This is a genomic window from Nostoc sp. DedSLP04 (assembly GCF_034530775.1).
In the GTDB taxonomy this organism is placed as follows: Bacteria; Cyanobacteriota; Cyanobacteriia; order Cyanobacteriales; family Nostocaceae; genus Nostoc.
Genome location: NZ_JAVRCL010000037.1, coordinates 65,934 through 88,138, shown reverse-complemented (window position 1 = coordinate 88,138; position 22,205 = coordinate 65,934). Strand labels below are relative to the sequence as shown.

Sequence of the window (22,205 nt, the reverse complement as noted above, 5' to 3'; positions counted from 1 at the left end):
ATCGAACAGGCGATCGCCGCTTATACTGCGGCTTTAACTGTCTTAACCAGGGAAGCTTTGCCTCAAGATTGGGCAATGACGCAAAATAATCTCGCAATTGCCTACAGCTATAGAATCAAAGGAGACAAGGCAGAGAATATCGAACAGGCGATCGCCGCTTATACTGCGGCTTTAACTGTCTTAACCAGGGAAGCTTTGCCTTTTGAATGGGCAATGACACACAATAATCTCGCACTTGCCTACTCTAAGAGAATCAAAGGAGACAAGGCAGAGAATATCGAAAATGCGATCGCCGCTTATACTGCGGCTTTAACTGTCTTAACCAGGGAAGCTTTGCCTTTTGAATGGGCAATGACACACAATAATCTCGCACTTGCCTACTCTAAGAGAATCAAAGGAGACAAGGCAGAGAATATCGAAAATGCGATCGCCGCTTATACTGCGGCTTTAACTGTCTTAACCAGGGAAGCTTTGCCTCAAGAACATACACAATCTTTGTGGGGACTGGGAATTGCTTACCAAAACAGTAACAAGTTTACCTCAGCTTACGATCAGTTTAAATCTGCCATTGCGACAGTAGAATCTTTACGAGAAGAAATAGTTTCTGGGGAGGAAAGCAAACGCAAGCAAGCGGAATCCTTTAACGGAGTTTATAGCCGCATGGTGAAAGTTTGCCTGGAATTAGCTAATATCACCGAAGCGATTGAATATATTGAACGTAGTAAAACCCGCAGTTTAGTTGAACAAATCCTTGAACGTGACTCTAAAACCATCTTTCCTCCAGATGTTGTCACTCAATTAGAAAAATACAGGGATGAAATAGCCGTAGGACAATATCAAATCCAAAATGGTAAAGCTGAAAATCCCCAAGCCCTAGCACAACATCTCCAACAGTTGCGACAGCAGCGTAATGAATTGCAAAATCGCTATTTACCTGTTGGTTATGGTTTCAAATTTGACTCTTTCCAAGGTTCTTTGGATGAGCATACAGCTATTATCGAGTGGTATATTCTCAACGATAAAATTCTGGCGTTTATTGTCACAAAACAAGGAGAGGTAACTATTTGGCAATCCCAACCAGAAGACCGAGAAGCTTTGTATGATTGGGTAAATCAATATTTGGATAATTACTACGGTCAAAAAGACCAATGGCGAGATACCTTAGGGGAAGAACTTAAACAATTAGCTTCGATTCTGCACATTGATGAAATATTAACCCAGATACCAAAGCACTGCGATAAACTCATCCTAATTCCCCATTTCTTCTTGCATTTATTCCCCCTTCATGCAATTCCAATAAATCAAAATTCTGAAAATTCGTCTTGTCTTCTAGATTTATTTGCTGGTGGTGTGAGCTATGCACCCAGTTGTCAACTACTGCAACAAGTGCAACAGCGCAAACGTCCTGATTTTCAATCCCTGTTTGCAATTCAAAACCCCACAGGTGATTTAAACTATACAGATTTAGAAGTACAAGTTATTCAAAGTTACTTTAATACTGCCAACGTCCTGAAAAAATCGGCAGCAACTCTCACAGCAATTAATAATTCTGACTTAAATACTTACCACTGCACCCACTTTAGCTGTCATGGATATTTTAACTTGACAAACGCCAGTAAATCAGCCCTAATTTTGGCGAATGCACCGATCGCAGACACACCAACAAAACTCGACTCCGAACGTTACCTGAATTTGCGAGTAGGGGAAACCCACGATTTAGAAAAATGCCTGACTTTAGATAAAATCTTCGCTCTCAATTTAGAAAAATGTCGCCTTGTCACCCTTTCCGCTTGCGAAACTGGATTAATTGATTTTCAAAATACCAGCGATGAATATATTGGATTACCTAGCGGTTTTCTATTAGCAGGTAGTCCCAGTATCGTTAGTTCCCTATGGAAAGTAGATGACCTTTCCACCAGCTTTTTGATGATTAAATTCTACGAAAACTTATTCAAACTCGGTCGATTGGAAGCAGGAGATGTTGCCATAGCCCTGAAGGAAGCTCAAAACTGGCTGCGAAATTTGACTATTGAGGGATTAGACAGATTTCTGGAGGAACACAAAACTCAGATTGAAAAAGTCCTTGCTCAACTAAGAGTAGGACAACGCAGAATATTTCGAGAATCTTTGAAACTAATCAAGCAACGTCAACCCCTACCTTTTGCAAATGCCTACTACTGGGCTGGATTTACAGCTTCTGGACTTTAAGCACCAGATTCGGGGACTTTACAAAACTTTTTCGCACCCAGTTTAAACACACAAATACTGAGTGCAGTTGCTATACCAGGAGGAATGGAAATACCAATAGCGATCGCTTCTATAGCTGGAGCAAGCAATCCAGATTCCAAGGCTTCTCTAACTTCTTCCTGACAGACAAATTGGCGGGATTTTTCTAACCAATCATTTAATCCTCTATCTGCTTCCTGTGCAGTTTCCCGCATAACCAGCAGTGGAACGGCATCGTCTAAATAACCTTCACACTCTTCGATAGTGTCTAAAGCTACTAAAGCCTGGGGATTATCTGCCAATTCGCTACGAAACTGACTAATTTCCTCTGGTATAACAGTAATCATCTATTTTTAACCAGTAAATAAATACACAAAAACCTTGGGTAATTATACATCTAACGCCGAATCCAGAGATGTGGTGCTGACACGATATCAATAATAGAAGTAATTTTGGAGTGCGATGTCTACGACGGGCTACGCCTACACCCATTTTCAGCAACCAGAAAAATTCACCTAGATACTTGGCTAATTCACACATTTTTCTGGTGCTTCTATAACTTTAATTCCAGACTAAAATTACCGAACAATATCTTGCCCAATTCCTTAAAATCTGACCCAAACAACTGAAATACACTAATCTTCGCCTTCTCGCACACAGGAATAATCAACTTTACCAAATGATAAGGTTGACTTTGATTTGTTCTTGAGGCTATCCTCAACGATTCCATGATTCCTCCTAAATCTCCCAATAACTTCACATCCTTTCCAATTGCTTGTTCAAACACTAACAAAATCAATTGTAATTTTCGAGTTAGCTCGATTGGGATGGGTTGATATCCTAATTGGGAAGTAAGTGCAATTAATTCGCTAATTCCTTGAATATTAACTCGATATTTCTCTATTTCCTCTTCGCCTTTAATTTCCTGCCCTAACCACCCGTAACAACGAGAACAAAATCCCGCAGGTGAAAACCTAGCCATCACAGGTAAACGGGCACCACAATGAGGACATTCTTCTATTAATCGTTGTTTGTGAAGCAAACAAAATTCTACATCCTTAAATGACCATAATAATGGTTCATAGATAGTTTTGGTCTCCTGCTTCCACTCTTCCCAACAACAAGGACACCAAGCGCGATAGTTCCGAAATAACCCCTTGTCATAAATCATTCCTTTCCAGCTTAAAAGGGTCAAAAAGCGTAAATCCTGACGCATTGTTAACTCTTCTAAGACAGTGACTAACTTTTCTGTCATTTCTCGCATTCCGTTAATAGCCGGTTTAGCGTCGCTATTTCCCAATAGGTGACTCAGATTTTTTGACAATAGCTCAGATTTATCCTCATCTTTGAGAATAAGTGGCCCAATTTCTCCCATAACGAGCTTCTGAGAGGTTAAACAATGCGTCTGCGCTAAACGATGGAGATAGCTACTAAGACTTTCTGCATAGGGAGTTCCCACTGCCACAGGTTCAAGAGAAAATAACCGACTCCGTTGCGGGATTTCTAGAGGTTTTAGGCTCCAATGTTCTGAGTAAATAGTCATCCCTCTTGGATTAACCTAAACGCTGGTACTTTAGTTTTAACAGCTAAATTTTAGGAATTAGTTTCCGATTCACTCTTAACCTCGATGCCGTAATTAACAAAGAGATCGGAGACAGATATCTCCAAAGCTGCGGCTAACTTAACAATATTTTTTAACGAAGGGTTACGCTCTCCGGTTTCGATTCCTGAGATGTAGTTGCGATGAAGTCCTGACTTTTCAGCCAGTTCTTCTTGGGATAAATCTAGCTCTCGCCTTCGCCGCCTAATCGCTTTGCCAAAGCGGTACTCAATACTGGAGTGTTTCTGCGTCACAAAACAATACTGAACCAGTATCGCTATTAAATCCATCTACTATCAGTGGACTTTTGCACAATATAAGTGTTATAAAGTTAAGTAGTATAGCATCAGGCAAGCAAGTTCCTAACTTTATGGTCTTATTTTGATAGATTCATAAAATAAAGCGCTTTGCGCTTACTAAGGAGTATATGAAAGAGCAATTTGAACAATGGGTTGCTCGCCTTCAAATATCCGAGGCAGGGCAAAAAATTATTGAGAAAGTTCGCTCATCTGAGCCATCCCGTCGCGTTGGTGGCGGTAGTAAGAATGTTTCGGGACGCTACCCTAGTCGCAAGATGGGAGTCACGATTCAATTTGAGTCTCATCGGGTTGAACTGCCAATTGTCTATCAGTTAGAACACGATGAAGATGTTCTAGAATTCTACGATCAACCACCACAAATTAAACTTGACTATCAAGCAAGTAACGGACGTAGATTAGGCGTTTTACACACCCCAGATTTATTTGTCATCCGAACCAATTCGGCTGGTTGGGAAGAATGTAAAACTGAGCAAGATTTGAAAAAACTAGCAGAGAAAAACCCCAATCGTTACTTTTACTCTCAAGAAGATAATCAATGGCATTGTCCGCCAGGAGAAGACTATGCTAACCAGTTTGGGCTTTATTACCGCATTCACTCAGATCGGGAAATCAATTGGGTTCTGCAACGTAATCTGCAATTTTTAGAAGATTATTATCGCTCAGAATCTCTAGTAGTGGAAGAAGCGATCGCTCAATCATTACTTGCAGTTGTGTCATCTCAACCAGGAATCACTTTAGCAGAATTACTCAATGGGTCAACAGGAGCTAAATCTGACGATATCTACACCTTAATTATTCAAGAGCAAATCTATATTGATTTAAATGCTACACCACTAGCTGAACCAGAAAGATGTCTAATCTTCCGTGACGAGCAAACTGCTACTGCTTATAGATTAATGGTTGAGCAACCAAGTGTAAGTCTTCCAGCTATCTCTCCTGTAGTCAATATTGTTACTGGAGCAACTGTTAGTTGGGACGGCAAAGGTTTAAATATCATCCATGTTGGAGAAACAGAGGTTATACTTGGCGCAGAAAATAATCAGTTAATTGAACTCAAAAAAGCTATATTTGAGAATCTGGTTCGCCAAGGAAAAATCACAAGTCTCCAAACACCAGAAAAAACAGCTATTAGCACAGAATCTTGGCAGCGATTTTATCAAGCTAGTCCTGAAGATCAAGCAGAAGCTCTTGAACGCTACAGAACTATCGAACCTTACTTAAACGGCCATCCCCCAGAAAACGAAACAATACCAGCCCGTACCATTCGTGACTGGAAAGCTAAATATCTAACTGCAATTCAAAAATACGGTTGCGGCTACATTGGGCTTTTGTCCCATCGCAGTGTCAAAGGTAATCGTCAGCGCAAGCTGCCCGAAGACACCTTAGCAATTATGGAGAAGTTTATTTTAGAAGACTATGAAACTCTTAAACAAAAAAGAATGTGGGAGGTTCACGCGGCTTTAGTTCGAGCTTGCGAACAAGCTGGTGTAATTGCTCCGAGCTATAAAGCATTTACCAAAGAAGTACAACGCCGGACTGGTTACGAACAGACTAAAAAACGCCAAGGTCGTCGTGCCGCTTATCAGCATGAATCCTTCTATTGGGAGCTTGCTATAACTACCCCAAGACACGGCGATCGCCCTTTTGAAATTGGGCATATAGATCATACTGAGTTAGATGTAGAGCTAGTTTGCTCTGATACAGGCCGCAATCTTGGCAGACCTTGGGCAACATTTCTCGTAGATGCTTATTCACGGCGATTGCTGGCAGTTTACCTAACGTTTGACTCACCCTCATATCGTTCTTGCTTAATGGTGCTAAGAATTTGTGTCAAGCGTCACGGCAGGCTTCCCCAAATTGTAGTGGTAGATAACGGTGCAGAGTTTCACAGCGTTTATTTTGAAACACTACTAGCTACTTTTGAATGTACAAAAAAGCAAAGACCCCCAGCCAAAGCTCGTTTTGGTTCGGTTTGCGAACGTCTATTTGGAACTTCCAATACTCAATTTGTCCATAACTTACTTGGTAATACACAAATAACTCGTAATGTCCGCCAAGTCACCAAGTCAGTTAACCCTAAAAATCTAGCTGTATGGACACTTGGTTTACTTTATGAATATCTTTGTGCTTGGGCTTACGAAGTTTACGATACAGACGAACATCCGGCACTTTTCCAGAGTCCGAGGGATGCGTTTGCTGCGGGTATGGCGATTGGAGGCAGTCGGGTTCACCGCATGATTCCTTACGATGAAAACTTTCAGATTCTTACTCTACCTACAACCTCAGAGGGAAAAGCAAAAGTTCAAGTCGGACGTGGCGTAAAAATTAACTCAATCTACTATTCGTCTAATAGTTTCCGCGACCCCCAAATTGAAAATACCTCTGTGCAGATAAGATACGACCCGTTTAATATTGGTATCGCTTACGCCTTTGTTCGAGGACAGTGGGTACAGTGTATCTCTCAATATTATGCAGAACTCCAAGGTCGTTCAGAAAAAGAATTGAAGTTAGCTAGTATCGAATTACGCAAACGCTCTTCAAATCATGCACAACAATCTAAAGTTTCGGCTAAGAATTTAGCAGAATTTTTAGCATCGGTAGAAGCTCAAGAAGCTCTATTAGAACAGCGTTCCTATGATGCAGAAGTTAAGGAAGTCTTTAGAGTAATTGAGGGTGGAAAAGCGACAACAAGCCGTAACGAACAACCAAAACTTATTCAAGTTACTTTTGCCAATACCGATTCTCAAGCGGATGAAGATGAAGCGATCGTCCCAGAAACACTTGTAGTGTATGAGGAGTTTTAACTATGACAAAATCTACTGGATTTCCGCTTGAACTCCTCACACGGCCTGCTACAGAAAGGCTTGCTTACTTTGAAAATTACACCGTAGCGCATCCTCGACTTAAAGAAGTCTATGAAATTCTCATGCGAACGATTGCCGAACCCGCAGGAGCATCATTTATCTTTGTTTATGGCCCTAGCGGTATCGGTAAAACAACTTTGCGACTGCGCGTTGAGCAGAAATTAACAGAAATAGCATTACCTAAACTGGAAAGCGATCGCAGTCGTGTTCCTGTTGTTGGTGTTGAAGCTGTAGCCCCAGAATCGAGAAACTTCAACTGGAAAGATTACTACACACGCGCCTTAATTGCCTTAGAGGAACCCTTAATCGATCACAAGTTTGATTACGGCGTACGTGGCATCTCTCGCGATAATTTTGGAAAAATTAATGTTGAGTCGAAAGTAGTTGCACCTGCTTTACGCAGAGCTTTAGAAAATGCTCTCATCCATCGTCATCCAGACGTATTTTTTGTAGATGAAGCACAACATTTTGGCAAGATGGCAAGCGGATACAAGCTACAAGATCAATTAGACTGTCTCAAATCTGTGGCAAATATGACAGGTATCTTGCATTGTCTATTAGGAACATACGAACTACTTACATTCCGTAATTTGAGTGGTCAACTCTCACGTCGTAGTGTCGATATTCATTTCCGTCGTTATTGTGCTGACTATCCAGAAGATGTACAGGCTTTTAAAAGTGTATTGTTGACTTTTCAACAGCAGATGCCACTTGCAGAAGCTCCAGATTTAGTCAGTCATTGGGAATATTTTTATGAACGTACTTTAGGATGTGTTGGCACACTGAAAGATTGGCTAACACGCGCTCTTAAAGATGCTCTAGATCGAGAAGCAACAACAATCACTCTCAAAGATTTACAAAAACGTGCTTTGTCGGTTGCTCAGTGTCAGAAAATGTTCAAGGAAATTCAAGAGGGTGAACGACAATTATCTGAAACAGAAACAGATATACAAAACTTACGCTCTGCATTAGGACTTGGCGCAAAAGCAATTGTGCTACCCGAAGAAACCCCAAAAACTACTCGTCCGCCAGGAAAGGTTGGCAAACGCAGACCTAAAAGAGATCCCATCGGAGTGCAGCAAGATGTTAGCTAGTGTATTAGAAACATACGAATCTTGGGATTTAAGAAAGGTTGCTATTCCATCTCGCAGTCGGTTGTATCGGTTAGATCCTATTGGTATTGGTACTCCATTAGTGGAAAGCTTAACTGGTTATATATCTCGACTAGCAGAAGCTCATTGTGTAACCCCAAAAGCTTTAATATCCAGAGAACTCGTGTCCTTTATACCCAAGACTTACAAAACTACAAATCTGTTTGAAATGCGAAGCTTGACTGGGGCACTCAATGGAACAGGTACGATGGCTCTTGATTTAGCCACAGTCCTAGAGTCATTGACTCTACGTAGTGATTTGCGCTTTCTCACTTTATTAAGTTGGACTGATATCTTTCCCCAAAGAAGATTACTTCGTGCTAGACGAGCTTGGTGTCCCTACTGTTATGAGGAGTGGTGTTCCTCGAAAGACAAAGTAATTTACGAACCCTTAATTTGGTTTTTTGAGGCAGTTACACTTTGTCATTGGCACAATCAGTCTTTATACCAGCAATGTCCTCATTGCAAACGAGAGCTTCCTCCTCTGGCTTCTTATTCCAGACCAGGTTATTGCCCTTATTGCTTAAAATGGCTTGGCGTTACTGCTAATTACCCGTCTTCTGATAAAACCCCACCGAGCAAGGAAGAGATTATTTGGCAAACATGGGTTATCAAGACTGTTGGAGAATTACTTGCTAATACCCCTCACCTACCAAAACCTTTGAAAAGGGAAATAGTTGCTCAAGCGTTCTGTAGGTACGTAAACCAATTTACTGAAGGAAACACAGCTGCTTTTGCCCGTATGCTCGAAATTCCCAAAAACAAGGTTTGGATGTGGCAGATGGGAAAAGTCTTGCCAGAACTGAATGTGATTTTGAAAATCTGTTTTACTCTTCAGGTATCTGTGCTGGATTTTTTGACTCAAGAGACTCTTAAGGAGACTTCTAGTAAATTTCCTGCTACGCCTCAAAACCAGGTGAGAGATAGCAGTACAAAAAAGCTTGAAGTAAAGTTTGATAGCGATCGCACTCAACAATTACTTGAAAATGTCCTTCAAGCGAATGAACAACCGCTACCTATGACAGCAGTGGCGAAACGCCTTGGGTATCCTAAGCGAGTTCTTTACAGGCATTTCCCAGAGCTATGCCGAGCAATTTCAGCCGAGTACGTTAAGTATATGAAAGAATCTCGCATCAAACGAATTGAACACTGTTGCGAGGAGGTAAAACAAGCTGTTAGGCAAGTTCACAGTGAAGGTATTTATCCTAGTGAGGCAGCTATTTCAAGGCTGTTGGCTAAACCAGGATGTTTTCGCGACAAAAAAGTTCGCGCTGCTTTAAGGGCAGCGCGAAGAGAAATTTGTTTGGAACCATAACCTTGCCACCCTTTATTGGAAGCATAAGCTTGCCGTTGCGGCAAAGTTATGGGTAAAGTCACAATTGAAGCCTTTAGGTATTTTAAATTTTTAGTGGGGGTGGAGGGACTTGAACCCACACGACCTTTTACGGTCAACGGATTTTCATTCTCCCGCAGTTTTCACTGCACCTGATGACAGTAGCCTGCTCAGATTTTGAGAATTGGACTCTCCCTTTACCCTCGACTTAACGTTAGGGTAGCTCCCGTCGGGTCTCTGCACCTTCCGAACAGTTCATGAGTTAGGAGTTAGCAGTTATGAGTTTAAATTTACTCACCACTTAACACAGGCTAAACGCCTCGCTACCGCTAACATGACTCAGGACTTTTTTCGGCTTGGCTCAGGATTGCCATGTCTGTCACCAGATTTAGGTTTCCCTGAGTTTGAGAGCTTCCACTTGAAGGATTTCTCTTTCAAGGCTCAATTATTTAAGTCCGTAGCGTCTACCATTCCGCCACACCCCCAAAGGTGTTTGGCAACTAGTGTAACTAGTTATTTTTTAGAGGTAGCAAATACCTCCTTATCTATTCCACCATCAATTGTGTCTTTTGTCCAACTAGATTGAAAATATTTTTTCCAGATTGGGCGATCGCTTCAGAGAGTTGAAAGTCTTCTTAGTTTTCTCGTAATCATCTGGATGAGTTTTCGATTTTGTCTGACTAGAGCATTTTTTGTTAGTGGATTCACATAATAGCATGATATTAGCTTTTGTCATGAAATCCGTTGAATCGTCCTCAGTAAAAGTACTCCAGTCCGCCAAAGCTGCGCTTTCGCCTCTTCGTTAGCGGTTTCGAGGAATTCTGGCGCAGTTATGTTGAAAGCATTATGACTATACTTCTCTGAGTCTGTCTCTTCAGCCTATGATGGAAAACAGATGCTTAAGACTTGAAAGTTATGATTGTCGCCCTGCTATATCTGATTTTGGCTGGAGCTTACCTTCTGGTAATCCCCATTGCTGTTTTGCTGTACCTGAAGCAGCGTTGGTATGTAGCTAGCTCTATTGAGCGTGTCTTTATGTACTTTTTGGTGTTTTTCTTCTTTCCGGGTCTGTTGGTTCTATCGCCGTTTGCAAATTTTCGACCCCAACGGCGACAAGTTCAAGTTTAACGAGATTGGTAGGTCATAACTCTCATGCGACGGATTGACGCGATTGGAATTGGCTTGGGTGTTTTTATTGCCGGCGGTTTGGCATACTTAGGATTGCAGCTAGTCGGTTTGGATAATCAAAAAGCTGGTATATGGAGCCAAGTCTTGCTAGTCAGTGCCTTAGTTGGCTGGTTAGCCACCTATTTTTTCCGTGCGGTGGGACAAAAAATGACCTACCACCAACAGCGGGAACAGTATGAGCAAGACTTTCTGCAAAAGCGGCTAGACGAGCTTACTCCCGAAGAACTAGCACGAATTCAAGCCGAAATAGAACAAGAAGAGCAATCTCAGGTGTAAAGTTATCATTGGTCAGTTGTTATTTGTCCTTTGTCATTAGTCATTTGTCCTTTACTAATGACCAATGACCAATGACCAATGACCACTGACCACTGACTATTGACTATTGACACTTGACTAAATGACTGCGATTTCTGATTGCTTTAAAACTCTTGGGCACAATCGTGAGTGCGCTCTGATTCCGTTTATCACTGCTGGCGATCCAGATTTAGAAACAACAGCAAAAGCCTTGCAGGTTTTAGATCGTAGTGGAGCCGACATTATAGAAGTGGGTATACCCTACTCCGATCCTCTGGCTGATGGGCCAGTCATTCAAGCTGCTGCTACCCGTGCTTTGCAAAGAGGTACGAAGTTAGAGCAAGTGCTAGAAATGCTGCAAGGGATTACTCCCAAATTGCGATCGCCGATTGTTCTGTTGATCTATTACAACTCAATTTTGCATCGGGGGATTGAAAAATTTCTTGAGCAAATTGCTGCTGCTGGAGTTGCAGGATTGGTAATACCTGACTTACCTTTAGAAGAAGCAGCAGGATTGCTGCAAGCAGCTAGTGAGATGGGAATTGACGTAATCTTGTTGGTAGCTCCCACTAGTTCTGCCCAACGGATCGAAGCGATCGCTCGTTCTTCTCAAGGATTTATTTATTTAGTCAGTGTGACTGGGGTTACAGGGGTGCGATCGCAACTGGAAAACCGCGTGTCCGATTTACTCAAACAAATTCGTAGTGTTACTGATAAACCGATTGCAGTCGGCTTTGGCATATCTGAAGCTGAACAAGCCCGACAGGTAAGGGAATGGGGCGCAGATGGTGCGATCGTGGGTAGCGCTGTTGTCAAACGGTTAGCCCAAGGAACACCAGAGCAAGGACTTTCGGCGATCGCCCAATTTTGCCAAAGTCTCAAGGCAGCCATCCAGACCACCAGCACCAGCACAAATACTTCTCTTGATTAGACGGAGAAAGTAGATTAAAAAAGTATAACAGTGCAGTTTTTGTATGCTTGTTTGGTAGACAATTTGACCGTTATGGTCTTGAATATTAACATCAGATATCATGATGTAAAAAAACTAGCCGATCCGGTCGCTTATAGTTTGAGTATTATGTGAAATTAAGTAGGCATAATTTATGAGTGTGAGAGTGAGTCAGTCACAAATAGTTATAATTAGGTCGCAATTGAGGAGCAAAGGCGATGAGTGAGAGTATGGCGTTTATCGGTGGGGTTGCTGTAGCTGGGCTGGCGGCTCTGGTATTGCTCAAAGGAACAAATACCCCTCTACAGCCTAACTTTGCTGTTGCTCCGCAAATGCCAGGGACTGTAGTAGCGCCGGGAATGCAGCCACAAATGTATCCTTATGGGCCTTATGGGCAACCAATGTATCCCGGTCAAGTTCAGCCACCGACTACTCCCAATACTGACCAGCGTCTGGAGATGGAGAAACTGAACACGCAGATGCAGTTGGAGCGTTTAAAAAACGACAATGAACAGCTGAAGGTGCAAAATCAACAACTCCAAGGTCAAGTTCAAAATTTCAATACTCAGCAGCAGTGGCAACAAGCCCAGCAGTATAACCAACAAAAAGTAACAGCATTCCAGCCTCAAAGTTCTTGGTGGTCTTCACCTGTGCTTTGGGCTGTGGGAGGTGCAACTCTAACTATTGGTGGTGGTGTTGTCGTCGCTGGTGTATTGGCTTTGTTCTCGCCACGGCAGCGTCCAGCCCGTACTGTACAAGTGATTCACCCTTACCCAGGAAATACACCGCCCTTGGTTCCAGTCCGTCGTGCTGAGTTTCTGCCTGCTTCGCGGATGGAAGCAAGACGAGTTGAAGCCCAAGAATACGACGAGATGCACGGATAGGGAAAATAAAACCACAGATAAATATCGTTTCCAGATATAATCTGGAAACGATATTTATTGGGCTGCTGCGAATTCGGGCGATGGCAGCCCGAATTTAGTTGTTCCCAGTTTCTGGCTGGTAACGATATAAACTGTGTTTACTGATAACTTTTAAAAGCTGCTTTTAGGAGTTTGTGTGCTATTGGGACTCTCTGTGGTTTCAGGTTGCTTAGTATCGGGAAGTTTCTGTTGGGTATTTTTCTGATTACCTTGATTTTCTAGCTGAGTTAGTGCTTGTTTTGCCAGATTTTCGGCTGCTTGTTTAAATAATGGTTCTATTCTATTTCGCCAGTATTTAGTATTAGGTAACTTTTCTGGATGGTTTCTATAATCTAAAACTTTATCCCATTTACCATCATCTATTGCTTTATTAATTTCATTAGATACTGCCTCTGCCTTTGCCCAATCTGACTGCCACTGGGCAATCATTTTGCTCGTCTCTTGGATACCAGAAGCAGCATTTGCCGGAACCGATCTTAAAAGTGCGATCGCTCCAATTATATCCCCGGAATCATACTTCTTTTTTGCTTGTTCTACAATATTGGCACTGTTATCATTAGGCTGCGATCGTTGTGATTTCTCAGCATCGTCAGTTGACTTCTTCGGCTTTTCTGGTATTGGAGTTACCACATCCTGAGATTTTGGTTTTGGCTGCGGAATAGTTCGAGTCGCAATCAAGCTACTATCATCTACAATCCTAGTTGCAATGCCCTTTTCGCGTAGGCAAGAACCCCATTCCTGATTATTAGTTATCACGGTCGGGTGTGCCCAAGCCAAACGACCAGATTTAAGCTTAACTTCTATCCAACCTGCTTTTGTTCGCTTGCCAGTCACCTCGAAATTGGTGTTATTAGCAACAGTTTGCACAATATTATTAGAATTTATCGAACTAGGTTCAGAACGGATATTAGAATTTCCGACAACAACAGCCGAGCATTTGTTTGCTAAAGCCGTATCCTTACCTGTAAGATTTAAAGCAAAATTTTTCACATTTGGATATACATTTGCTACCAAGGCAGCTGCACCACCCGCTAGTAATATGCCAATTAATATCGGCCAGGGGTCGGATTTACTAGAGTCTTTACGCTCAGGTTTGGCAGGGATAGGATTTGCTGGTGCAACTGCAATAGTTTGCAGGCGAGATACTTGAGGCTGAGATTTGGCTGCTTGGTAACTAAAATTGTTGGCGGCTTCTTGAGGTGTGGAAAGTGCAGGTACTGGATTAATCGCGTCTTTACACGCTTGCAGTGCTTCCGTAGCATTTTGATAGCGGTCTTTGAAGTGATAACGCACCATCTTGGACAATACTGCCGCCAGTTGATGGTTCACAGTTACTGAATGCTGCCAGATAACTTCCCCTGTTTCCGGGTCTTCTTGCAATTCTGTTGGCTGTAATCCTGTTAATGCTTGAATGGCGATGATGCCAAGGGAATAGATATCGCTGTTAGGACGGGGTTTACCTTGCCCTTGTTCTGTAGGCATATAGCCAGGAGTACCGATAACCACTGTCGCAGATGCTTGTCCGCCCACTGTTACCAGTTGTGTACGCAGTTGTTTCACTGCTCCAAAATCAACTAAAACTAACTTATTATCTGAGGCACGGCGAATGATATTATCCGGTTTGATGTCGCGGTGAATCACGCCTTGGCGATGGACAAATTCCAGAATTTCTAGAACTTCTTGCAACAGTTGAATTACTTGGCTTTCACTCCAGCGCTTGCCAGGTATAAGTTCCTCAGCTAGGGTATGTCCTTCAATATATTCTTGTACTAGATAGAATTCTTGGTTTTCGTCAAAGTACGCCAGCAACCTGGGTATTTGGTCATGGTTGCCCAGTTTTTCTAAAGTTTCGGCTTCACTGCTGAACAAGCGTTTAGCAGTATCAAAAACTCTGGGGTCAGTTCCGGGTTTGAGATGCTTGACAACGCAGATAGGATTGCCTGGTCGCCTAGTATCTTGGGCAATGTATGTTTGACCAAATCCTCCCATCGCGAGGACTCTAATTACTTGGTAACGATGGTCTAGTAGCTTGCCGATCATATTCTCTCCCCAGAGTTATTACCTAATTTTCCAGCTGGTAATAAATATCTCCAAATTTTCTTCATTGAAATCCGCTATCTTGAGAAAAGATTTAGATTAAAAACGCAGCTTTTTAATAAACGCAGACTGTTTATTTTTCTTTTAGTGCCCCTGTGTATTACCAATGCCACCTAAAATAACAAATCCAGTTGCATGGCAGCAGGCTGAAATCCTCATGCAACCTGCTTTCATTCGCGTTATCGACAATATCCGCAAGCAGCTCGATCAATCTTCTTGGACAGGAACTTACCATGATGTCCTGATTTGGCCGCCTAGCACCACTGATGAAATCAAAGCATTGGTGACTGAGCTATTGCAAGCAATCGAAACTGCAACACCCCAAGAAGCAGATGAAATCAGAGGAACTCTGGCTCGTCTGCCGATGCCCCATCCAGGATATCATCTACGTTTGCAGCGTCAACAGCAAGAAGCGAGTATCGATTTGTGGGAACTGTGTTATCAGGTGTGTTTTATTGAATACACCCCACAGAAGGAAGTTGCTGATATTGATACTAGTTTAATCGATGAATTCGGTGAAGTCGATTGGCTGCGTTTGGATGCTAAGTCAAAGAAGTTAGTTGAGCAGGCGTTTGCTAAATTGCCAGATAGTTGAAGCCCTGACAATAGAATACACGAACAAAGCCCACTTGTGTGGGCTTATGAGATAAGGCGATTCGCTTTTTCTTCAAGCAGCAAAATCTTTACTCATACGGCTGTAGTCAATTGAGTTGTTAGATTCTGACTGTGTTTTCAATTTGGCGATAAATTCTTCCATCCCTGGTATTTCTAATTGATAGAATGTGATTTGATTATCTGGACTCTTAGCCGAAATATTTGTAATAGCTTGTGGAGTCATCTTAGTTATTTCTGAGACAGTTTTATTTTGGACAAGAAATTGCTCCATTCCTGGTATTTCTAATTGAACAAATCTAGAATCATTTTCCATTGGTTTACTCAAACGCTCTTGTGTATATGATGCTCGTTACGCAGATACGCAAAGCAATGGACACCTATAAAAAAATCTGAATACGCGCAATACGCAAAGTACGCAGATTAAAGAAAATGCGGTATTCTGAAAAGTATGAATAGTCGGCAGTTTAATGAAGCTCTAGAAATGCTAAGGAAAGCACCTCGTAAGGTAGAGGTGTTGAAGTATTTGCTGGCTGGATACACTAATGATGAGATTGCTCAGTCTAGGGGACGTGCGGAAGGAACTGTACGCAAGCAAATCTCAAATGTATATAAAGATTTTGGTATTAAAAGCGAATTTCCAGGCGATCGCCCTTTAAGAGACAAGTTAAAGGCTTTATTTCTCAAGTACAAACCTGAGTGGGTAAGTAATTGCTCTCCTGCTATTACTAATGAAGCTAGCAACCAACCGCAAAAGATAAACTATGACGGCGTGACTTCTTTAGCTTTGTCAGGTGACGAAATTGTAGAAGAGTCTGGAGAGGAATTGATGTTTTTGGCTATCAATATACTTGAAGCGCTCGGTTTTGAGCAAAAGTTTAAGATGAACAAGGCATCACGATGTATAGGGTATAGACTTAAAAATCCTGGAGAGAGAGATAAACGATATCAACTATTTCTCAAACAAAGTCTAGACGCTTTAAGTATTTCTATTAATAAACTTATTTTAGATCCCTATCTGCTAAATTTTCACTATTGGGTAGATTTACCTCACATTTTCTTCGAGAAAACAGCAGGAAGATTCTTAGTATTACCCGGTAAAGCAGATTTATTTTTGGATTCACTTAATCCTAAATACTGGAACATCTTAGAAATTGAAAGAAAAACAATAGGTAATTATTATCTTAGTGAACGACCAAATTTAGAGATGTATGATCATATTACAAATGATTTAAGCACAATATGTTTAGATGGATTTAGTGAATACAATTTGAGCGATAGTAAAAGCTACCTATGTATTTGGGAAGATAAAGAATTCGATTATACATGGCAAATGTTCATAGATTCAAGAGAGGTGTTAGAAGAAATTATTAGGTACTTTGGGAGAATTTTACTAGATATGGACTGGAACCAAGTATCTGATGATATTGATATACCTTTTTAACAAAGTCAATAAATATAATCTTGATAAAATATTACTATTAGCGCTTAATGCAAAAGCAAAATTCATAGATGGATATTGTTTATCGTCTACAAGGTGTTGAATTTGAATGGGATGAAAATAAAGCACGAAGCAACATCGAAAAACATGGTGTTAAATTTGAAGAAGCGACAGAGGTATTCTTTGACCCTTTCTACCAAGTGGGTGATGCTACCGTTAATAATGAACAGCGTGATTTAATCTTGGGTTATTCTCTTTCTCAACGCTTATTGCTCGTAGTTTATCTAGAACGCAGTAAGCGAACACGCATTATTTCTGCCCGTCCAGCTACTAGCACAGAAAGAAAGTTATATGAACAAGCCTGATGAAGAACTCGAACTACACTTAAAACCTCGTCCTACAGAAACACTATCAATAAAGATACCAATAGATACATTGGAATCGCTCAAAAAAGTTGCAGCTAATCGAGATATGACACTTGAAGCATTAATCAAGTTTTACATTGGGCAGAGTTTGCGGCAAGATTTAGCTAAATTATTTTCTGAGCGCGTACTTGAATCAACTGCTGAAGTTCTAGCAAGGCATATTGAATCGAAAGAGGAAATTTTAACCATCATTCAAGAAATTCAAGCTGAAGCAACTCTTTAGTTACCTGCCAGCAAAGACTAACAGATAAATTAAGGAACAAAAAATGTCTAATAAAACAAACTATACCGAAGCTTGCAATAATTTTGAAAAAATTTACGAAGAGGCAATTAGCACTCGTGAACCTGTAGTTGTTAATCGTGAAGGTGCAGAAAGTGTATCCGTCATACCTACTGCGGAACTTAATAGCATTATAGAGACAGCATATTTATTCCAATCACCTGAGAATGCAGCACGTCTTTTAGATGCTTTACAACGTGTTAAGGCTAAGACTAATATGCCTCAAACTATAGACGAGTTGCGTAAAGAGTTCTCGCTTTACGAAGAAGAGTAAATAAATTTAATGTCGGATAATTTAGAACCAGATGCACTTCCCCAATCTGAAGTTTCTCAAGAGGATAATTTAGAACGCAACCTCGTTTTTGACTGGAAGTTTCTGGAAGACCTTACCTACTGGGTAGAAACAAATAGAAAAACTGCACTCCGCGTCTTATCTTTAGTTGAAGAGATTAGGCGGAATCCCTTTGAAGGTACAGGCAATCCTGAAAGATTGAGATACTATGATGCAAATGTATGGTCGCGCCGAATCACTCAAACTGACCGGATTGTTTACGTAGTAAGTGATGACCGAATCGAGTTTATTCAGGCACGATACCATTATAGCGATCGCTAATTTCATCATTAAATAATCTAATCTTAAAAAAGAGCGATCGCCATGAATCGCCGTTATCACTCTTATAACGACAGGTTTAATGTTCTTAACAAAATAATGATTTTACTAACGACAGCTTTAACGTTCTTCACAAAATCACGATTTTCATCAACAAAAGAATGATTTTGCTAACGACAGCTTTAATGTTTTTCACAAAATCGCGATGTTGATAAGATTTTGATTAACGTTAGAAGAAAACCAGAGGTAGATTGAAGCCGCAAACGCTTATTTGCTAAGATTTCCAGTGCGACAACATTCAAACAGGGCAATTTCTGATCGCTATGCCAACATCTACACTTGACGATAAAGACGCAGCAGCTATCCAAGCCGCCAAAGTTGGGATTGCAATATGCGATCGCACCGCTTGGGGACGGATTAAAGTAGCTGGCGACGATCGCCTCAATTTCTTACACAACCAAAGTACTAACAATTTCCAAATACTCAAGCCAGGACAAGGTTGTGATACGGTTTTTGTTACTTCCACAGCCAGGACAATTGATTTAGTAACCGCATACGTTAGAGAAGATGCGGTAATCCTGCTGGTTTCACCTAACCGTCGCCAGTTTTTGATGGAATGGCTGGATAAATATATTTTCTATGCAGATAAGGTGGAATTATCTGATATTACACAATACACCAACACCTTCAGCCTGATTGGGCCAGGAAGCGATGCTGTTTTAGAAAAGTTGGGTATTAGCGAACTCATCGGGCAACCTTACGGTAATCACCAAGTATACACCATTGCTCCCGCCGAGGGAGTGCGGATTGCTGTAGGTAGCGGGTTAGCTGCGCCCGGATACACCTTAACTTTCCCTTATACTGACAAAGAAACAGTGTGGAACAAACTTTTAGAAGCAGGAGCAGTAGAAATGAGCGATCGCGCTTGGGATGCTTTGCGAATTTTACAAGGCCGCCCCGCCCCAGATGCGGAACTCACAGACGATTACAATCCTCTAGAAGTGGGTTTGTGGCAAACAATTTCTTTTACTAAAGGTTGCTATATTGGGCAAGAAACTATTGCTCGGTTAAATACATATAAAGGTGTAAAACAACACCTTTTAGGTATCCGCCTCAATGCCCCTGTGGAAGTTGGAAGTGCGATCGCAGTTGCAGATGAAAAGGTTGGCAAACTTACTAGTTACACCCAAACCGCTGATGGTTACTTTGGACTAGGTTACATTCGCACCAAAGCTGGTGGTGTAGGTTTAAAAGTCAAAGTGGGAGAAACTGAGGGTGAAGTCATAGAAATCCCGTTTGTTTCTCACGAATATCCGTAAGTAATTCAAATCAAGATATCTTTCTCTTTCTCCCCAGCACCGTAACAAAATTCATCTACCCAAGAAGCTATACTACGGGCATTTGTAGTTGGTAAATTTATTTTGCTCTTAACCTCTTGTGGTTGAATATTCGGTTGTTTGCCGTTACTTTTAACCTCAGTAGTAATTGCTAGCGATCGCCCTGATTTACCATTACTAGAAATCTCAGTGGTAATTGCCAACGATGCGCCCACAGGGATTCGGACAGGTGGTGGGTTGCTTTTAACCTCAGTAGCTAACGCCACAGATGGCATAGTTTTGGCTTTGCTGTTAACCTCACTAGTCATTGTCGCCGATGCTCCTGAAGGTAACTGACCAGAGTGCCAGCGTACTGGTTGATATTTCCTTAGCAAACCGGAGGATGGCGTTTTTGCCGGAGTATCTGGAGAAATTTTAGTTGCATTTGCTACTATCAACTCAAGTTTGCGTGTGCGAACTACTTCAGTGGTAGCTGTAATTGATGGCACAAGTTCATCGATGCGTGACAAGTTGGAATCTAGAGTCTTAGCAAGAGAATGAAGCGCAATCTTGCTGGCAGTTACAGCCGATGATAGATGTTTATCCTCAGAATGCTTCTCATTTGGCGGCTCGCTTTCAACTTGGCTTATAGCCATAGAATACTCTGATTTGATTAAATGTAACTCTTCATCGGGATTGAAGTTAAGACCTAAAGCAGCGACTATTTTATCTGGATCGTTATTCAGATCCACCATAAAAGAAAGTATTTCATCAAACTGGGGTTCTAAAACAGACAGTGTTGCCAAAATAAAACCGGACAAAGGGCGGCGCAGACCATCGTAAGTGGCCCAAATTCGCATTTTGACCAGCCAGGAAATATTTTGCTTGTAGTAAATAAGCCACTTTTGTTTTAAGGATTGACGCAGCTGCTGGATATTCATTGGATGCCTCACTTCAGTCAAAAAGATTGCAGAGCTTAATATTAAAAATTTAGCTTTCTTTCTGGGGATGAAACCGATAATAGAGCATCTGTTCGACTCTTTGACCACCTAGCAAATGATTTTCTATCAGTAGAGATACTTCATCAGGTTGAACGCCGCTATACCAGACCATATCAGGTAATATCAGCACCATTGGGCCATTGCCACATTGTCCTAAACAGCTGCTAGCCGTTACAGTTACACCAAAGATTGGCAAAGCTGTAAAAGCGGCTAAAACCTTGGCTGCACCTTGCTTTTTACAAGTACGATTTTGACAAACCCGCACACATTTAGGAGAAGAGGGTTGGTCTATTGTGGGGAAGTTTGATGGTTGAGTTGTCATTTGTCCTTTGTCATTTGTCATTTGTCATTTGTCATTTGTCCTTTGTCAAAAGTTGGAAGCTAATGACCAATAAACTCTTGGAGAGGCTGTGCCAACGACTAGGCTCAGTACAAGTGACTAATGCCTAATAACTAATGACAAATGACTAATGACTAATGACTAATAACTAATTTATTGAAAGTCCTTTTGAGGCTAGCCATTCCGGGTTGAATATCCGCGACTGATACCGAGAACCACTATCACACAAGATGGTGACAATGGTATGTCCTGGCCCCAATTGCTTCGCTAAGGCAACAGCTGCCGCAACATTAATACCTGTTGAGCCGCCCATTAGCAACCCATCTTTCCTCAGCAGTTGGTAAACTACTCGCAAAGCTTCTTGGTCATCGATTTGAATGGCATCATCAGCAGGTGCGCCTTCCATATTGGCTGTGACACGACCGTTACCGATGCCTTCAGTGATGGAATTTCCTTCTATTTTGATTTCGCCAGTTTTGACATAGCTATAAAGTCCACTACCCAGCGGATCGGCTACAACACATTTAATTGCTGGATTTTGTTCTTTTAAGTACAATGCTACACCAGCATAAGTACCACCAGTACCGGTTGCAGTTGTCCATGCATCTATTTTACCATCTGTCTGCGTCCAAATTTCTGGCCCTGTGGTTTCGTAGTGGGCGAGGCGGTTGGCTAAATTATCAAACTGATTTGCCCAAATGGCATTTTCCAACTCAGCAGCTACTCTGCCCGATAGTTTGACGTAGTTGTTCGGGTCTTTGTAAGGTACGGCGGGGACGGGACGAACTTCTGCTCCTAATGCTGTCAGCGCGTCTATCTTTTCTTGTGACTGGGTATCGGGAATAATAATTAGGCATTTGTAGCCTTTGGCGTTGCAAATATGTGCTAATCCAATGCCAGTATTACCAGCGGTTCCTTCTACAACCGTGCCACCAGGTTTAAGTAAACCTTTCTTTTGGGCATCTTCGATGATGTAAAGTGCGGCGCGGTCTTTGACGGAACCTCCAGGATTGAGAAATTCTGCTTTTGCGAGGATTTCACACCCTGTTTCTTCGCTAAAACTGTTTAAGCGAATTAAAGGGGTGTTGCCAACAGCGCCAACGAAGCCATTCTTTATATCCATTTTGACTGTACTTGTATGAGTCTCTATAAAAATTTTGGCTGATAGCTGTAGTATGATTTACAACTGATTTGCCTAAAATTCTATGATACTTACATTGGAGCGCTTGCCGTTG

Annotated in this window: 23 protein-coding genes; 15 read left to right on the top strand and 8 right to left on the bottom strand. The window is 41.6% G+C overall.

Annotated features, from left to right (window positions below):
• Positions 1-2,208 (top strand): CHAT domain-containing protein (locus tag RMX89_RS21190; RefSeq protein WP_322690316.1); only part of this gene is annotated, 2,208 nt, incomplete at its 5' end.
• Here the strand turns inward: RMX89_RS21190 and RMX89_RS21185 are convergent.
• The 3 genes from RMX89_RS21185 to RMX89_RS21175 form a co-directional block, all read right to left on the bottom strand.
• The gene (locus RMX89_RS21185) at positions 2,205-2,573 is read right to left on the bottom strand and encodes a hypothetical protein (RefSeq protein ID WP_322690315.1); all 369 of its coding nucleotides are present in this window, start codon (positions 2,571-2,573) and stop codon (positions 2,205-2,207) included. The two genes, RMX89_RS21190 and RMX89_RS21185, sit on opposite strands and share 4 nt — an antisense overlap.
• Positions 2,574-2,779: 206 nt before the next feature.
• The gene (locus RMX89_RS21180) at positions 2,780-3,769 is read right to left on the bottom strand and encodes a TniQ family protein (protein ID WP_322690314.1); all 990 of its coding nucleotides are present in this window, start codon (positions 3,767-3,769) and stop codon (positions 2,780-2,782) included.
• Positions 3,770-3,819: 50 nt separating this feature from the next.
• A complete protein-coding gene (locus tag RMX89_RS21175; protein WP_322690313.1) occupies positions 3,820-4,080 on the bottom strand; it encodes a helix-turn-helix transcriptional regulator in 261 nt (86 codons plus the stop codon).
• Positions 4,081-4,253: 173 nt separating this feature from the next.
• Here RMX89_RS21175 and RMX89_RS21170 point away from each other — a divergent pair, with 173 nt between their 5' ends.
• The 7 genes from RMX89_RS21170 (at position 4,254) to RMX89_RS21140 (ending at position 12,809) form a co-directional block, all read left to right on the top strand.
• Positions 4,254-6,950 carry a TnsA endonuclease N-terminal domain-containing protein gene (locus RMX89_RS21170; protein ID WP_322690312.1) on the top strand — a complete coding sequence of 899 codons (2,697 nt, stop codon included), beginning with the start codon at positions 4,254-4,256 and terminating at the stop codon, positions 6,948-6,950.
• Positions 6,951-6,952: 2 nt separating this feature from the next.
• The gene (locus RMX89_RS21165) at positions 6,953-8,104 is read left to right on the top strand and encodes an ATP-binding protein (protein WP_322690311.1); all 1,152 of its coding nucleotides are present in this window, start codon (positions 6,953-6,955) and stop codon (positions 8,102-8,104) included.
• Entirely contained in the window at positions 8,094-9,476 is a 1,383-nt protein-coding gene (locus tag RMX89_RS21160; RefSeq protein WP_322690310.1) for a TniQ family protein, read from the top strand. The genes RMX89_RS21165 and RMX89_RS21160 overlap by 11 nt, the downstream gene beginning before the upstream one ends.
• Positions 9,477-10,409: 933 nt before the next feature.
• Entirely contained in the window at positions 10,410-10,622 is a 213-nt protein-coding gene (gene ndhL / locus RMX89_RS21155) for an NAD(P)H-quinone oxidoreductase subunit L (RefSeq protein WP_094347179.1), read from the top strand.
• Between the two features lie 24 nt (positions 10,623-10,646).
• Positions 10,647-10,958 (top strand): DUF3007 family protein, encoded by a 312-nt coding sequence (locus RMX89_RS21150; protein WP_094347180.1) that lies wholly within the window; start codon positions 10,647-10,649, stop codon positions 10,956-10,958.
• 121 nt (positions 10,959-11,079) lie between these two features.
• Positions 11,080-11,907 carry a tryptophan synthase subunit alpha gene (gene trpA, locus RMX89_RS21145; protein ID WP_322690309.1) on the top strand — a complete coding sequence of 276 codons (828 nt, stop codon included), beginning with the start codon at positions 11,080-11,082 and terminating at the stop codon, positions 11,905-11,907.
• Between the two features lie 236 nt (positions 11,908-12,143).
• Entirely contained in the window at positions 12,144-12,809 is a 666-nt protein-coding gene (locus RMX89_RS21140) for a heterocyst differentiation related protein (RefSeq protein WP_322673373.1), read from the top strand.
• 150 nt (positions 12,810-12,959) lie between these two features.
• On the opposite strand, the gene RMX89_RS21135 is transcribed toward RMX89_RS21140, so the two are convergent.
• The gene (locus RMX89_RS21135) at positions 12,960-14,888 is read right to left on the bottom strand and encodes a serine/threonine protein kinase (protein WP_322690308.1); all 1,929 of its coding nucleotides are present in this window, start codon (positions 14,886-14,888) and stop codon (positions 12,960-12,962) included.
• A 163-nt stretch (positions 14,889-15,051) separates the two neighbouring features.
• Between RMX89_RS21135 and RMX89_RS21130 the strand changes: the two genes are divergently transcribed.
• Positions 15,052-15,540, top strand: coding sequence for a hypothetical protein (locus tag RMX89_RS21130; protein WP_322673371.1), 489 nt, complete (start codon positions 15,052-15,054; stop codon positions 15,538-15,540).
• Between the two features lie 72 nt (positions 15,541-15,612).
• Here RMX89_RS21130 and RMX89_RS21125 read toward each other — a convergent pair whose 3' ends face one another.
• On the bottom strand, positions 15,613-15,873 hold the full coding sequence (locus tag RMX89_RS21125) for a hypothetical protein (protein ID WP_322673370.1): 261 nt from the start codon (positions 15,871-15,873) through the stop codon (positions 15,613-15,615).
• Positions 15,874-16,008: 135 nt separating this feature from the next.
• Here RMX89_RS21125 and RMX89_RS21120 point away from each other — a divergent pair, with 135 nt between their 5' ends.
• The 6 genes from RMX89_RS21120 to RMX89_RS21095 all read left to right on the top strand — a co-directional run bounded on the left by RMX89_RS21120 (position 16,009) and on the right by RMX89_RS21095 (position 19,632).
• Complete coding sequence (locus tag RMX89_RS21120) at positions 16,009-17,001, top strand: helix-turn-helix transcriptional regulator (protein ID WP_322673369.1); 993 nt, start codon at positions 16,009-16,011, stop codon at positions 16,999-17,001.
• Between the two features lie 68 nt (positions 17,002-17,069).
• The gene (locus tag RMX89_RS21115) at positions 17,070-17,363 is read left to right on the top strand and encodes a BrnT family toxin (RefSeq protein WP_322673368.1); all 294 of its coding nucleotides are present in this window, start codon (positions 17,070-17,072) and stop codon (positions 17,361-17,363) included.
• Positions 17,350-17,646: a hypothetical protein gene (locus RMX89_RS21110; protein WP_322673367.1), complete on the top strand. Its 297-nt coding sequence runs from the start codon at positions 17,350-17,352 to the stop codon at positions 17,644-17,646. Before RMX89_RS21115 ends, RMX89_RS21110 begins: the two co-directional genes overlap by 14 nt.
• Before the next feature lie 43 nt (positions 17,647-17,689).
• Complete coding sequence (locus RMX89_RS21105; RefSeq protein WP_094347188.1) at positions 17,690-17,977, top strand: type II toxin-antitoxin system Phd/YefM family antitoxin; 288 nt, start codon at positions 17,690-17,692, stop codon at positions 17,975-17,977.
• A gap of 9 nt (positions 17,978-17,986) precedes the next feature.
• Entirely contained in the window at positions 17,987-18,316 is a 330-nt protein-coding gene (locus RMX89_RS21100) for a Txe/YoeB family addiction module toxin (protein ID WP_322673366.1), read from the top strand.
• Positions 18,317-18,636: 320 nt separating this feature from the next.
• Complete coding sequence (locus tag RMX89_RS21095) at positions 18,637-19,632, top strand: folate-binding protein (protein ID WP_322673365.1); 996 nt, start codon at positions 18,637-18,639, stop codon at positions 19,630-19,632.
• A 5-nt stretch (positions 19,633-19,637) separates the two neighbouring features.
• On the opposite strand, the gene RMX89_RS21090 is transcribed toward RMX89_RS21095, so the two are convergent.
• From RMX89_RS21090 to RMX89_RS21080, 3 genes are all read right to left on the bottom strand, one after another.
• Positions 19,638-20,570 (bottom strand): DUF5331 domain-containing protein, encoded by a 933-nt coding sequence (locus RMX89_RS21090; RefSeq protein WP_322690307.1) that lies wholly within the window; start codon positions 20,568-20,570, stop codon positions 19,638-19,640.
• Positions 20,571-20,619: 49 nt separating this feature from the next.
• Positions 20,620-20,973, bottom strand: a complete 354-nt coding sequence (locus RMX89_RS21085) for a (2Fe-2S) ferredoxin domain-containing protein (protein ID WP_416211996.1) — start codon at positions 20,971-20,973, stop codon at positions 20,620-20,622.
• 145 nt (positions 20,974-21,118) lie between these two features.
• Positions 21,119-22,093 carry a cysteine synthase A gene (locus tag RMX89_RS21080; RefSeq protein WP_322673363.1) on the bottom strand — a complete coding sequence of 325 codons (975 nt, stop codon included), beginning with the start codon at positions 22,091-22,093 and terminating at the stop codon, positions 21,119-21,121.
• Positions 22,094-22,205: the final 112 nt, after the last annotated feature.